The sequence below is a fragment of the Dokdonella sp. genome, assembly GCF_017744955.1.
GTDB lineage: Bacteria > Pseudomonadota > Gammaproteobacteria > Xanthomonadales > Rhodanobacteraceae > Dokdonella_A.
In genome coordinates, this window is sequence record NZ_JAGIAG010000001.1 from 1053420 (window position 1) to 1066050 (window position 12631).

At 71.9% G+C, this 12631-nt stretch carries 11 protein-coding genes; 7 read left to right on the forward strand and 4 right to left on the reverse strand.

Annotated features, from left to right (window positions below):
* Positions 1-117: 117 nt before the first annotated feature.
* The 3 genes from J7520_RS04290 to J7520_RS04300 form a co-directional block, all read right to left on the reverse strand.
* The gene (locus J7520_RS04290) at positions 118-864 is read right to left on the reverse strand and encodes a DUF2884 family protein (protein ID WP_291184469.1); all 747 of its coding nucleotides are present in this window, start codon (positions 862-864) and stop codon (positions 118-120) included.
* Between the two features lie 61 nt (positions 865-925).
* A complete protein-coding gene (locus J7520_RS04295; RefSeq protein ID WP_291184473.1) occupies positions 926-1777 on the reverse strand; it encodes an NAD-dependent epimerase/dehydratase family protein in 852 nt (283 codons plus the stop codon).
* A gap of 3 nt (positions 1778-1780) precedes the next feature.
* Complete coding sequence (locus J7520_RS04300; RefSeq protein ID WP_291184476.1) at positions 1781-2323, reverse strand: hypothetical protein; 543 nt, start codon at positions 2321-2323, stop codon at positions 1781-1783.
* Positions 2324-2489: 166 nt separating this feature from the next.
* On the opposite strand from J7520_RS04300, the gene J7520_RS04305 reads away from it, so the two are divergent.
* The 3 genes from J7520_RS04305 to J7520_RS04315 are packed head-to-tail and all read left to right on the forward strand — an operon-like array spanning position 2490 to position 4134.
* Entirely contained in the window at positions 2490-3287 is a 798-nt protein-coding gene (locus J7520_RS04305; protein WP_291184479.1) for a hypothetical protein, read from the forward strand.
* A gap of 8 nt (positions 3288-3295) precedes the next feature.
* Positions 3296-3808, forward strand: coding sequence for a sigma-70 family RNA polymerase sigma factor (locus tag J7520_RS04310; RefSeq protein ID WP_291184482.1), 513 nt, complete (start codon positions 3296-3298; stop codon positions 3806-3808).
* Complete coding sequence (locus J7520_RS04315) at positions 3805-4134, forward strand: hypothetical protein (RefSeq protein WP_291184485.1); 330 nt, start codon at positions 3805-3807, stop codon at positions 4132-4134. Before J7520_RS04310 ends, J7520_RS04315 begins: the two co-directional genes overlap by 4 nt.
* 448 nt (positions 4135-4582) lie before the next feature.
* On the opposite strand, the gene J7520_RS04320 is transcribed toward J7520_RS04315, so the two are convergent.
* A complete protein-coding gene (locus tag J7520_RS04320; RefSeq protein WP_291184488.1) occupies positions 4583-5629 on the reverse strand; it encodes a glycosyltransferase in 1047 nt (348 codons plus the stop codon).
* 177 nt (positions 5630-5806) lie between these two features.
* Here J7520_RS04320 and J7520_RS04325 point away from each other — a divergent pair, with 177 nt between their 5' ends.
* The 4 genes from J7520_RS04325 to J7520_RS04340 all read left to right on the forward strand — a co-directional run bounded on the left by J7520_RS04325 (position 5807) and on the right by J7520_RS04340 (position 12612).
* Entirely contained in the window at positions 5807-6121 is a 315-nt protein-coding gene (locus tag J7520_RS04325) for a hypothetical protein (RefSeq protein ID WP_291184491.1), read from the forward strand.
* A gap of 306 nt (positions 6122-6427) precedes the next feature.
* Positions 6428-8950: a choice-of-anchor B family protein gene (locus J7520_RS04330; RefSeq protein WP_291184494.1), complete on the forward strand. Its 2523-nt coding sequence runs from the start codon at positions 6428-6430 to the stop codon at positions 8948-8950.
* A 39-nt stretch (positions 8951-8989) separates the two neighbouring features.
* Positions 8990-11311, forward strand: a complete 2322-nt coding sequence (locus J7520_RS04335) for a winged helix-turn-helix domain-containing protein (protein ID WP_291184497.1) — start codon at positions 8990-8992, stop codon at positions 11309-11311.
* A gap of 104 nt (positions 11312-11415) precedes the next feature.
* The gene (locus J7520_RS04340; protein WP_291184500.1) at positions 11416-12612 is read left to right on the forward strand and encodes a kelch repeat-containing protein; all 1197 of its coding nucleotides are present in this window, start codon (positions 11416-11418) and stop codon (positions 12610-12612) included.
* Positions 12613-12631: the final 19 nt, after the last annotated feature.

Sequence of the window (12631 nt, forward strand, 5' to 3'; positions counted from 1 at the left end):
GGGGTGCCCCTTTGGATGGCGACCTGGAAAGTCGCAGCATCTTAGGTCGGTCAAACGAGCGTTGGCAACGCTGCACTGCGGCGAAACGCGCCGTCGTCCAGGCCGACGAACGCTCCTTCAGCGCGCGCCGTCGAGTTCGAGCAGATCGAGCGTGCGGCCGTTCGCGCCGCGCACGCCCTGCTGCAGTTCGTACAGGTGCCGGATCGACGGACACAGCGCCGCGATGCGCGGCTTCAGCGCCTGCAGGCGTCGCTCCAGGCGCGGGCGCAAGTCGCCGGCGAGGTCGGCGGCGCGATCGCGCAGCGAGGCGGCGGTCTGCAGGTCGCCGCTGCTCGCCGCGTCGAGGGCCTGCGCGCCGAGATCGGCGGCGATCAGCGGCAGCAGTTCGGCGGCGATCTGGTCGGCCCAGCGCTCGAACGCTTCGTCCTGCCAGTCGTGGGTGCTGGTGCTGGCGTCGACGCGCCGCTTCAGTTCGGCGCTGCGCGCATCGAGCGTCGCGTCGAGCCGGGCTTGCGTGTCGGCGCCGAGCTGCAGGCCCTTGGCTTCGGCGCGCAAGGCCTGCGCGGCGAGGTCGACGCCGTCGCGCGCGACGGCCTTCGCCTTCGGTGCCAGCGCGCGCAGGTCGTGCTCGAACAGCGCGAGGCGGTCGACCTGCTCGGCGTTCAGGCGCAGCGGCTTGCCGTCGAGATCGAGCTTGCCGTCGCGCAGCTCCACCCGCCGCGGCGCCGGCGCGGCGCGATCGAACAGCAGGTGGTCGGGGGCCAGGGTCAGGTCGTAGCTGCTGCTGGCGCCGCAGGTATCGGCGAGGTCCTGCGCCTGCGCGGCGCTCGCGGCGAGGAGGATCAGGCAGCACAGGGATCGCATTGGAATTCCTCGCTCGTCGACCCGACAGGAATAACCGCCGCCGCGCGAATCGGCGCTGAATTCAGGCCTCGCCGCCGGCTCGCCACGTATTCGCATCGACCACGAAGCCGCGCGGCGACCAGCCGAAGTCGGTGCGCGCGTCGTCGTCGGCGGCGACGAGGTCGCGCGTCAGCCGCTCGACCGCCGCGGCCGGCACCAGGCCGAGGCGCGCCAGCGTGCGTGCCGCCGCGATCGGCAGCGGCAGCGGCAGGCAGCGCACCGGCAGCGAGGCGCGCACACGCTCGAGCATCGCGTCGAAACCCAGGCGCTCGCCGCCGCCGAGCGCGTAGGTCTTGCCGGCGCTGACCGGCCGCTCGAGCACGGCGATGCACGCCGCGGCGAGATCGTCCGCGTGTACCGGCTGGCGCAGGCCGCGCGCGCCGGGCAGGCGCGGGAACACGCGCCAGCGCCGCGCGAAGCGCGCGATCGGGGTCAGGCTGCGGTCGATGCCGGCGCCGTAGATCAGGGTCGGCCGCAGCACCGTCCAGGCGCAGCCGCGCCGCGTCGCGGCGTCGGCGAGTTCGAGTTCGGCGGCGCGCAGGCGCTCGACCACGGCGCGTTCGGCGGCGTCGATCGAATCGCGCTTGCTGTCGATGCTCATCGAGCCGAGCGCGACCAGGTGCGGTCGTCCCTCCGGCGCCGTGCGCGCGAACCAGCGCGCGAACGCGTCGAGCGGGCCGAGGCTGAAGATCGCCTCGACCGGCTGCGGCAGCGGCACGTCGCGATCGAGGTCGCCGACAATCCAGCGCAAGCGCGCGTGCCTGCCGGCGCGTTCGCCGCGGCTCAGCGCGACGACGTCGTGGCCGGCGTCGAGCAGGCGCGGCAGCAGGAAACGTCCGACCGCGCCGCTGGCGCCGACGACCAGGGCGCGCATCGACTAGGCCGTCGCGGCGAGCGGCAGCTCGTCTTGCTGCGGGCCGTGCGCGAGCACGTCGAGCGCGCGCAGGTCCGTGCCGGCGGCGGCCAGCGGATCGGTGCCGCGATGGAGCGGATGGCGGTCCATCGCCGAGCGTGCCTCGAACAGGTTGCGGCGCGCGCCTTCGACGTGGCTCACCAGTTCGTCGAGGCTGGCCTTGTCGGCTCCGAAGATCAGCTCGACCGGTTGCAGGCAGTACTGCACCGCGTCGTCGAAACGGCGCACGTGCGCGCGATAGGCGGCGACGTCGGCCGCGGCGCGGTCGAGATCGCCGCGCAGCGCGTCGAGCAGGCTGCGCAGGCGCTCGTTCGCCGCCGCCGCGTCCTGCCGGGCGAACTCGGCCGCCTGCTTCTGCTCGGTCTGCGCCGCGTCGCGCTGGTTCTCCGCGTCGATCTTGGCGTACAGCAACTGCACGCCGTGTGCGCGCTCGGCGCGCAGCGCGCGATGCAACCCGAAGGCGAGGCCGAGCGCGAGCACGGCGACCATCCACCCGATCCACAACATGTCCGTCCTCTCCACACGGCTCTTGCCCGCAGGATAGAACGCCGGCCGCGCACGCGCCAACGCGCCTCGTCGCATACTGTCGATCGGCGTCGGGAAAATCGGCAGTGAAGAATCGGCGCGCTCGCGTGTAATGGCTGTCGATGGCCTCGTCCGAAGGAGCGTTGCGATGAATCGATACGGCGTGATCCTGGTCCTCGCCGCCGGCCTGCTCGGCGGCTGCGGTGGCAGCGCGGATTCCGGCACGGCGAACGCGCCGAAGCTGGAGATGCGCGTCTACGACGTGCCGCCGGAGCAGACCGAAATGCTCAGCCGCACCTTGAACAGCGTGTTCGCCGGCGACGAGAAGACCGCGCTGGGCAAGGTCTCCAGCCCGGCGCCGGGCCGTCTCGTGGTGCTCGCCCCGGCCACCCTGCACGGCAGCATCGAGGCGAGCCTGCGCGCGCTGACCAAGGAGCAGCCGGTGAAGGAAGCGCCGGCGAAGTCCGGCGGTCCGCTGCGCTTGTCGTTCTGGAGCGTCGACGCGGTGCCGGAGAACGGCGCCGACGACCCGGCCCTGGTCGGGCTGGCGCCGGCGCTGGACGAAGCGCGCAAGCAGCTCGGCATCGTGCACTTCGAGTTGCGCGACCACATCACCGGCGTGTCCAGCCTCGGCCAGAGCGTGCAGCGCAACTGGACCGGCACCGGCCCGGCCGGCACCGCCCCGCCACGGCAGCTCGGCTACACGATCCGGCCGGACGGCGGCGCCTGGAGCGTGAGCCTGGACTATCGCGACAGCATCGCCGTGGTGCGCACCCGCAACGGAATCGCCGACGCCAGCTTCGCCGAGACCGGCGCGCAGACGACCACCGCGATCGCGCCCGGCCAGACCCTGGTCGTCACGCAGAACCCGGTGCCCGACAGCGACGGCGCGGCCACGATCACGCGGCTGTATCTGGTGCGCGTCGATGCGGTGCCCGCCACGTAAGGCCGCCCATGGCGCTCGGCGAAGGAGAGCTGTACGCCTGTTACCAGCGGCTGGAGAAACCGCTCTACAACGTGTTGTATCGCTGGCTGTGGCAGACGCAGGACTGCCAGGACCTGATCCACGACGCGTTCCTGCGCGTGTGGGACCGGCGCGCGCGGATCGACGCCGCGCGCGTCGATGCGCTGGTCTGGACCACGGCGATGAACCTGGCGCGTAACCGCCTGCGCTGGCGCACGTTGTGGCGCCGCGGCGAACTCGACCCGCTGTCGCCGAGCGCGGACGATCCGCTCGCCGAGGCCGTGCGCGGTCTGGAGCTGCGCCGGCTGCGCGCGGCGCTCGAACGATTGTCGCCGCCGCTGCGCGAGGTGCTGCTGCTGGCCGAGTTCGGCGGCCTCGGCGGCAGCGAGATCGCCGCCGTGCTCGGCATTCCGGCGGGCACGGTCGCCTCGCGTCGCCATCACGCGCTGGCGCGCCTGCGCGAGGCGTTGAACGAAACGGGATTCGAAGGAGCACCACCATGACCGACGCCCCATCCTGGCAACGTGCGCTGGATCCGCCGGCGGGCGGCCTCACGCGCCTGATGCGCAGCGTCGAGGCGCGCCGCGCGCGGCCGCCGCGTGGACAGTGGCGCCTGGCGTTCGCCGGCGCCGCCGCGGCGATCGTGGTCGCGTTCGGCGTGGCGCAGCATCAGCGCGAAGCGCCGCGGCGCGCGTTCGAGCGGCACTTCCAGGCCGCGCTGCAGGCCGAGCGGGCCGAACGCGGCATCGCACGCGAGCTGCCGAGCACGCGCACGGACGTGCGCATCGTCGTGCTCGCATCCTCCGGCGTCACGGTGCCGCGGCCGTGACGAGGGAGAAGCGAAAGCCGGACGCGGATCGACGCGGAGGACGCGGATAGAGCAAGACCTCTCGTGCTTATCCGTGTCTATCCGCTTTGATCCGCGTCAAGCGCTCTCCGCCGAATCCTCGCCGGAGCCGTACAAGTCCGTGGTGACGAGCCGGCTCCGGCGCCATGGCCGTGACGAGTGAGAAGCGAAAGCCGGACGCGGATCGACGCCGAAAACGCGGATAGAGCAAGACCTTTCTCGTGCTTATCCGTGTCTATCCGCTTTGATTCGCGTCAAACGCTCTCCACCGAATCCTCACCGGAGCCGTACAAGTGCGTGGTGACGAGCCGGCTCCGGTGCCGCGGCCGTGACGAGCGAGAAGCGAAAGCCGGACGCGGATCGACGCGGAGGACGCGGATAGAGCAAGATCTTTTTCGTGCTTATCCGTGTCTATCCGCTTTGATCCGCGTCAAACGCTCTCCACCGAATCCTCACCGGAGCCGCCCGAATCCGTCGGCGTCGCGCCGGTGCGCGTACCGGCCGGGCGCCGCAGCAGCGGCATTCCGAGCAGCAGCAGAACCAGGCATTTGTGGATCTTGTGTCGCGCGCGCAGCGAACGCAGGAAATAGCCGCGCGCGAGGCGCGGATGCCCGGCGCGGTCGAGGCAGCGCGCCAGCCAGTAGTCCGCTTCGGCCTGCGCCTTGCGCAACACGGTCCGCAGCGCGCGGCGCGGGCGCGCGACGGCGTGCAGATGGCGCAGCACGCGCTGGTGCATGACGGCGCGGCGCGACTGGCTGTCGACCCGGCTCAACTGATCGGGGCGCGCGGTCTCACGGCGGAAGCCGGGCGCGTCCAGGTGGCCGCCGATGCCCTGCAGGCACATGCGCGCGGTGAAATCCCAGTCCTCGAGGTAGCGCAGGCGCGGATCGAACGGGCCGGCCGCGAGCGCGGTCTCGCGGCGCACGATCAGGCCGGACAGGTAGAACAGGTCGCCGTAGACGATCGCCGGCAGGCAGTCGCCGACGAGCAGGGACGCCGCCGCGCCCGCCACGGTCAGCGGCACGGTGACGAAGCGCCCGGGATCGAAGCCCGGTCCGGTCCAGCCGGGGCAGGCGCCGCGCACGATGCCGCGATCGACGCGGTCGCTGCCGAGCGCCTGCGATTCGCCTTCCAGCGTGAGGAAACGCAGCGCCGGCACCGCCTCGAACGCGGCCGCGGCGAAGGCGAATGCGCCGGGCGCCAGCGCGTCGTCGGAATCGAGGAACAGCACCGCGTCGCCGTCCGCCGCGGCGAGTCCGCGATTGCGCGCGACCGAGGGTCCGGCATTGGTTTCCAGCCGGATCGCGCGTACGCGCAGGTTCGCGCCGTAGCGTTCTTCGAGCACGGCCTGGGTTCGATCGGTGGAGGCGTCGTCGACGACGATCACCTCGGCGGCGCCGGCGGCGAGCGCGCTGTCGATCGCGCGCACGACCGGCTCGGCCCGATCGAAGGTCGGAACGATCACGCTGAACCGCATGGCCCGCCTCCCGGGGAAAGGGAAACCGCACCCACGAGTCGCGCACATCATCGCTCAGCGCGCGCGTGCTGTCGCCTCCCCCGGCGGCCCGGAAACCGCATGCGCGGTGGCGGTCCGCGTAACCTTCCACGAACGCGGCGTATGCGAAGATGAACTCTTGGCTCCGCGGAGGATTCCATGATCGCTCGCATCTGGCGCGGTATCACTCAGGCGGAGAAGGCGGATGCCTACATCGCCTACCTCAACGAGACCGGCCTGAAGGACTACGCGAAGACGCCCGGCAACCGCGGCGTCACCGTGCTGCGCCGATTGCAGGGCGAGCATTGCGAGATCGTGCTGATCTCGCTGTGGGAATCAATGGCCGCGGTGCGCGCGTTCGCCGGCGAGAACCCGGAGCGCTCGGTGTACTACCCCGAGGACGAGGACTACCTGCTCGAGATGGAGCCGCTGGTGCGCCACTACGAGGTCGCCGATCAGCTGATACCCGCCTGACTTCGATGGCGGAAAATCGTTTTTTGGACGCGGATCAAAGCGGATAGACACGGATAAGCACGAGAAGGTTGTGCTCGGTCCGAGTCTTCCGCGTCGACCCCCGTCCGGCTGCCTTCGTTCCGTCGAGGTGGAAAGCCTTCGACGCAGATCAAGACAGACAGGGGCTTCGCTTTATCGGCGTCGATCGGCTCTGATCCGCGTCGAAAGCTTTCCACCTCCCCAGCGCACGTCCCCTAGCGCAAGGCGTCGATTTCCTCGCTAGACTGCAGCGCCGGCGGGGGCCGGCCAATGGCTGGGGAGAGGTCGATGTCGCTGCGTCGTGCGCTGCCGTTCGTGCTGTTGCCGTTCTTCGTCGACGCGTCCGCGTCGACGCAGGAGCCCGCCCTGACCCCCGAGATGCGCGCGCTGCGCGAGGCGCGGCCGGCGCAACCCACGCCGCTGGCGCCGATGCACGCGACGCCCTGTGTCGACGGCATGGCCGGCATCTATCCGTGCTCGAACATCGACCTGCTCGCCTTCGTGCCGCTGGCGGAATTCAGCGCGCAGAGCACCAACAGCCTGTGGGGCTGGACCGATCCGCAAAGCGGCATCGAATACGCCCTGGTCGGCGCCAACAACGGCACCGCGTTCTACGACCTGTCCACGCCGGACCACCCGCACTACCTCGGCAAGCTGCCGACGCACGCCGGCACCGGCAGCTCGCTGTGGCGCGACGTGCGCGTGTACGCGAACCATGCCTACGTGATCAGCGACGCGAATCCCGGGCACGGCCTGCAGGTGTTCGACCTGACCCGCCTGCGCGGCGTGACCACGCCGCAGACGTTCACCGAAGACGGCTACTACGGTGCCTTCGGCAGCAGCCACACGATCTCGATCAACGAGCAGAGCGGCTACGCGATGATCGCCGGCGCCGACATCAACTGCGGCAGCGATCCGACCCACGGCGGCCTGCAGATCCTCGACCTCAGCACGCCGGCCGCGCCGAGCCTGGCCGGTTGCGTGCCGACCGGTGGCTACACGCACGAGTCGCAATGCTGGATCTACGCAGGTCCCGACACCGCGCACGTCGGCAAGGAAATCTGCTTCAACGCGAACGGCCCGTCGCGGCGCATCGCGATCGTCGACGTCAGCGACAAGAGCGCGCCGGTCACGCTCTCCTCGACGACCTACGCCGGCGCTTCCTATCCGCATCAGGGCTGGCTCAGCGACGACCACCGCTACCTGCTGGTCGACGACGAACTCGACGAGAGCGACAGCGGCCACACCGCCTGGACCTACGTCTGGGACGTCAGCGATCTCGAAGCGCCGGTCCTGGTCGGCCACCGCGACAGCGGCCTGTCCGTCATCGACCACAACCTCTACGTGCACGGCCAGTACGTCTACCAGTCCAACTACGAGGCTGGCGTGCGCATCCTGCGCATCGACAACCTGTCCAGCGCGCAGCTGACCGAGGTCGCCTACTTCGACACCTACCCGACGCGCGACACCGCCGAGTTCAACGGCACCTGGAACAACTACCGCTTCCCCGGCAGCGGCCGCGTCGTCGCGACCGGCATCGACGAAGGCTTCTTCGTGCTGCAGCCGCAGCTGTGCGTGCCGCCGGCAGCGCCGGACGGCCTCGCCGCGACGCCGAACGGCGACGGCCGCATCGATCTGTCCTGGACCGCGTCCGCGACGCCGGGCGCGCACTATCGCGTCGAGCGCGCCCAGGGCGGTTGCAGCGGCAGCTTCGAAACGATCGCCGACGCGCTCGCCGCGTCGACCTACTCCGACACCGGCGCGTCCGGCAGCGTGACCTACGGCTACCGCGTCGTCGCCGGCGACGACGGCGGCCAATGCGTCTCGCCCGCCTCGACCTGCGTCGAGGCGGAGACGACCGGCGCCTGCATCGCGCCGCCGCTGTTCGCCGGCATTGCCGCGGCGACGAACGCGGCGGCTTCCGAATGCCGCGTCCAGCTGGCCTGGAACGCGGCGCAGCCGGCCTGCGGCGGCCCGGCGAGCTATTCGATCCATCGCGGCGGCAGCGTCGACTTCGTGCCGAGCGAGTCGAACCGCATCGCGCAGGACGTCGACCTGCTGACCTACCTCGACATCGGCGTCGCCGGCGGCGCGCCGCAGTACTACGTCGTGCGCTCGACCGACGACGCCAACGGCGCCACCGACCGCAACCTGGTCCGGCTAGCGGTCACGCCGACCGGGCCGAACGTCGACGGCACCTTCGCCTCCGGCGCCGAACCCGGCGATCCGCTGTTCGAAGCCGAAGCGGTCGAGGTTCCCGTCCTCTCGCGCAGCGGCAACCAGATCTTCCACGCCGGCTGGCATCCGTCTACGGCGCGCGTGCACGGCGGCGCGCAGAGCTTCTGGTCGACCAACGAGAACAATCTGTGCGTGACGCTGGTCACGCCGGAGCTGCAACTGACCGCAGCGCAGGAGTCCACGCTGTCGTTCTGGAGCGTGTGGGACACGCAACAGGGCCGTGACGGTGGCGTCGTCGAGATCTCGACCGACGCCGGCGCGAACTGGACGCGCCTGACGCCGCTCGGCGGCTATCCGGGCACCATCAACAGCGGCGGCACGCTCTGCGGCGTCGCGGTCGGCAGCGGCGCGTTCACCGGCCTCGGGCATTTCACCTGGTCGCCGCAAGAGGTCGACCTTTCCGCCTACGCCGGACAGACCGTCAAGCTGCGCTGGCTCTACCGCTCCGACCAGTCCACCAACGGCGAAGGCTGGTTCGTCGACGACGTCGCGCTGACGCATGCGCAGGTGCCGGGCATGTGCGTGGCGGACAGCGAGCGCATCTTCGTCGACGGGTTCGACGCCACGCCCTGACGGTTTGCGCAGGTACGTGGCGGCACCCACAATGCCGCGATGTACCGCTTCGGCGACTTCCGACTCGATCCGGCGACGCGCGAGCTGCATCGCGGCGAGGAGCGCGTCGTGCTGCCGCCGAAGGCGTTCGACTGCCTGCTGTGGCTGATCGAGCACCGCGACCGCGCGGTCGGTCGCGACGAGCTGATCGCGGCGGTGTGGGGCAAGGTCGACGTCGCCGACAACCTGCTGGTGCAGGTGGTCACGCGCCTGCGCCGCATGATCGACGAGGACGGCCGCGACAGCGCGATCCGCACCGTGCCGCGCTTCGGCTATCGCTGGGCGGTCGAGACCGAGCTGGTCGACGCGACGGTGCCCGCATTGCCGAAACCGCATGCGACTTCGCCGCCGCGCCGACGTCGCTGGATCGCGTCGCTCGCCGCCGTCGCCGCGCTCGCGCTCGTCGCGGCGGTGACGGTGTTGGCGCTGCGCGAGCGTCCCGCGCCGGCCGGCGCCGCGCCATTGGCCCTGGTCCTGCCGGTCGCGGTCGAGGCGCCGCCGCAGCACGCCTGGATGCGCCTCGGACTGATGATCGCGCTGATCGAGCGCCTGCGCGCGGCCGGTCAGCCGGTGGTGCCGGCGACGAACGTGGTCGCGCTCGCCGGCGGGTCCGTCGACGCATTGCCGGGCGACGCGCTGCCGGCGCCGCTGGTGATCGCCGCGCGCGCGCAGCCGGACGGCGAGCGCTGGCGCGTCGCGTTGCAGACCTTGAAGGGCAGGGATCCGCCGCTGGAGGCGATCGGCGAATCGGTCGACGCGCTCGACGCCGCACGCCTGGCCGCCGATCGTCTCGCGCATCAACTCGGCCTGGGGCCGATGCCGCCGGATCGCACGCCTGCCGACCGCTCGCTGGCGCAGCGCCTGCTGCGCGCCGAGGCGGCGAGCCTGGCCGGCGAGACCGACGCCGCGATCGCCTTGCTCGACGCCGCGGACGCGGCCGAACAGCAGTCGCCCGAGTGGCGCTACCAGCGTGCCTGGGCCGATTTCGTCGGCGGACGGCTCGAGCCGGCGCAGGCGCGCCTGCAACGTCTGCTGGCCGAGCTGACCGACGACGACGCGGCGTCGATGCGCGCGCGTGCCTACAACGGGCTGGCCAACGTGCAGTACGAGCGCGGCGACCTCGACGGCCTGCGCCGCAGCGCCGATGCCGCGATCGCCCTGTTGCAGGATCGCGACGCGCCGGGCGAGTTCGGCCGCGCGCTGATGAGCCGCGGCGTCGCGCACGCGCAAGGCAAGGACACCGATGCCGCGCAGCGCGATTTCCTGCAGGCGCGCGTCGCGCTCGAAAGCGCCGGCGACCGCCTCGGCGTGGCGCGGGCCGAACTGGCGCTCGGCGTCGTCGCGAAAGGACGCGGCCGCCTGGTCGAGGCGCTGCCGGCGCTGGAAAGCGCCGCCGTGCATCTGGGCGCATTCGACGCCGCGCACGACGAGCTGATCGCGCGCACGCACCTGGCCGACGCGCAGCTGCTGCTGCTCGAGCCGGCGGCCGCGCTCGCCGGCGAGCCGCGCCTGCGCGAATTGTCCGGGCGCGAGCACGCGCCGCGCGCGCGGTTCCTGGCCGACCTGTTGCGCATCGAGATCCTCGCGGCCAACGGCCGCCTGAGCGCGGCGCGGGAGCTGCTGCGGGGACTGCGCGTCGACGACGATCGCGGTGTGGACGGCTGGCGGCTAGGACTGGCGCGCGCGCGTCACCTGCTCGAACCGGCGCAGGCCGAGGCGACCGAGCGCGAGATGCAGGCGGAATTGTCGAAGCTGCCGCCCGGCGAAGCCGGCCGCGATCCCGGCCGCAGCGCGCTGATCGTCCTGCGCGGTGCGCTGGCGCGCGGTCATGCGGAGGAGGCGCGTGCGGCGGCGCTGGCGATCCAGGCGTGGGCCGCACGCAACGGCGACGCCGACGTCCGTCTGTACACCGACCTCGCCGAAGCCGAGCAGCACGCGGCGGCGGACCGGGTCGAGCTCGCGCGGCGCGCGTTCGAGTCCGCGCAACGCCGCGCCGCCGCCGCGCAGGTTCCCGGCGACATGCTGTGGGTCGCGCAGGCGCATGCCGGCTGGCTGATTCGCAACGGCGATCTCGCCGGCGCCAGCGCGGCGGCCGGCGGCGTCGCCGGCTGGGCGCGTCGCGACTACGACGCGGCCCTGCTGCAACTGCAACTGCAGCATGCGCTCGGCGCGTACGCGCCGTGGCAGGCCGCGCTCGAACGCGCGCGCCTTCTCGCCGGCGAGCGGCGCATCCCGGCGGAGCTCGAACGTGCGCCGCCGCAGCGCGACGCCGACGTCCGGTCGCGCATCGCGGCGTCCGCCGGGACGCCGCCAAGTCCCTGACGCGCCGGCGATCACACCGAAATCTCACCACCATCTAGGCGAACCGGAACGCGCCGGCGCCGGATGCGACGCAGAATCGAAGATCACCCCAGCCCGGAGGCGCCATGCCCAGTTCCGTTTCCTCGGCCGCATTCGCCGCCGTGCGCCGCTTCGTCCTGCCTGCGCTGTTCGCCCTCGCGCCGATCGCCGCCTCGGCCGAGTTCGTCGTCACCGGCAACCTGGTGACCGCGCGCACCAGCCCGACCGCGACGACCCTGCTCGACGGCCGCGTGCTGATCACCGGCGGCAACGTGCGCACGGTCGACCGCGCGCCGGCGGCCACCGCCGAAGTATTCGATCCGGCCAGCGGCCAGTTCAGCGCCACCGGCGCGATGACGGTGCCGCGCTGGGACCACGCGGCGACGCTGCTGCACGACGGCCGCGTGCTCGTCGTCGGCGGCAGCTCCGGCGCCGACGACAACGGCATCAGCTTCACGCAGGCCAATGGCGAGCTCTACGATCCCGCGTCGGGCACCTTCAGCGCCGTGCCGAGCGCCATCGAAGTCGGCGGCGAGCGCACCACCGTGACGACGCTCGCCGACGGCCGCGCGCTGGTGGTCAGCGGCTGGATCCAGGGCCAGGGCACGGTCGCGCGCGCGCAGTTGTTCGATCCCGCCAGCGACACGTTCAGCGAGACCGGCGCGCCGCATTTCTCGCGCATCGTGCACACCGCGACCCTGCTCGCCGACGGCCGCGTGCTGGTCGTCGGCGGCACCAGTTCGACCGAAGGCCTGCTCGACAACGCGGAACTGTACGACCCGGCCACCGGTACGTTCACGCTGCTCGCCTCGACGATGTCGACCTCGCGCGAGCGCCACGCGGCAGCGCGACTGGCCGACGGCCGCGTGCTGATCACCGGCGGCTACGGGCCGGAGGAAATGCTCGACGTCAGCGAGCTGTTCGATCCCGCCACCGCCAGCTTCGTGCCGTCCCAGGCGACGATGGCCCTGGCGCGCGTGGACTTCAACCTGCTCGCGCTGCCGGACGGCAAGGTGTTCGCGCTCGGCAGCAACCAGTGGGGGATCGAGGCCGGCACCGCCGAACTGTACGATCCGGCCGCCGACGCCTTCAGCCTGATCTCGCCCGGTCCGTCGACCGAACGCGACGGCGCGCGCACGGCCCTGCTCGCCGACGGCCGCGTGCTGATCGCCGCCGGCGTCGACCTGCGCAGCGAGAACGCCGATCTGGTCACCTACGGCGAGATCTATGCACCGGGCGCGGCCGACGCGATCTTCGCCGACGGGTTCGAGGGCGCGCCGTAGGCAAGGCGCCGAGGAACTA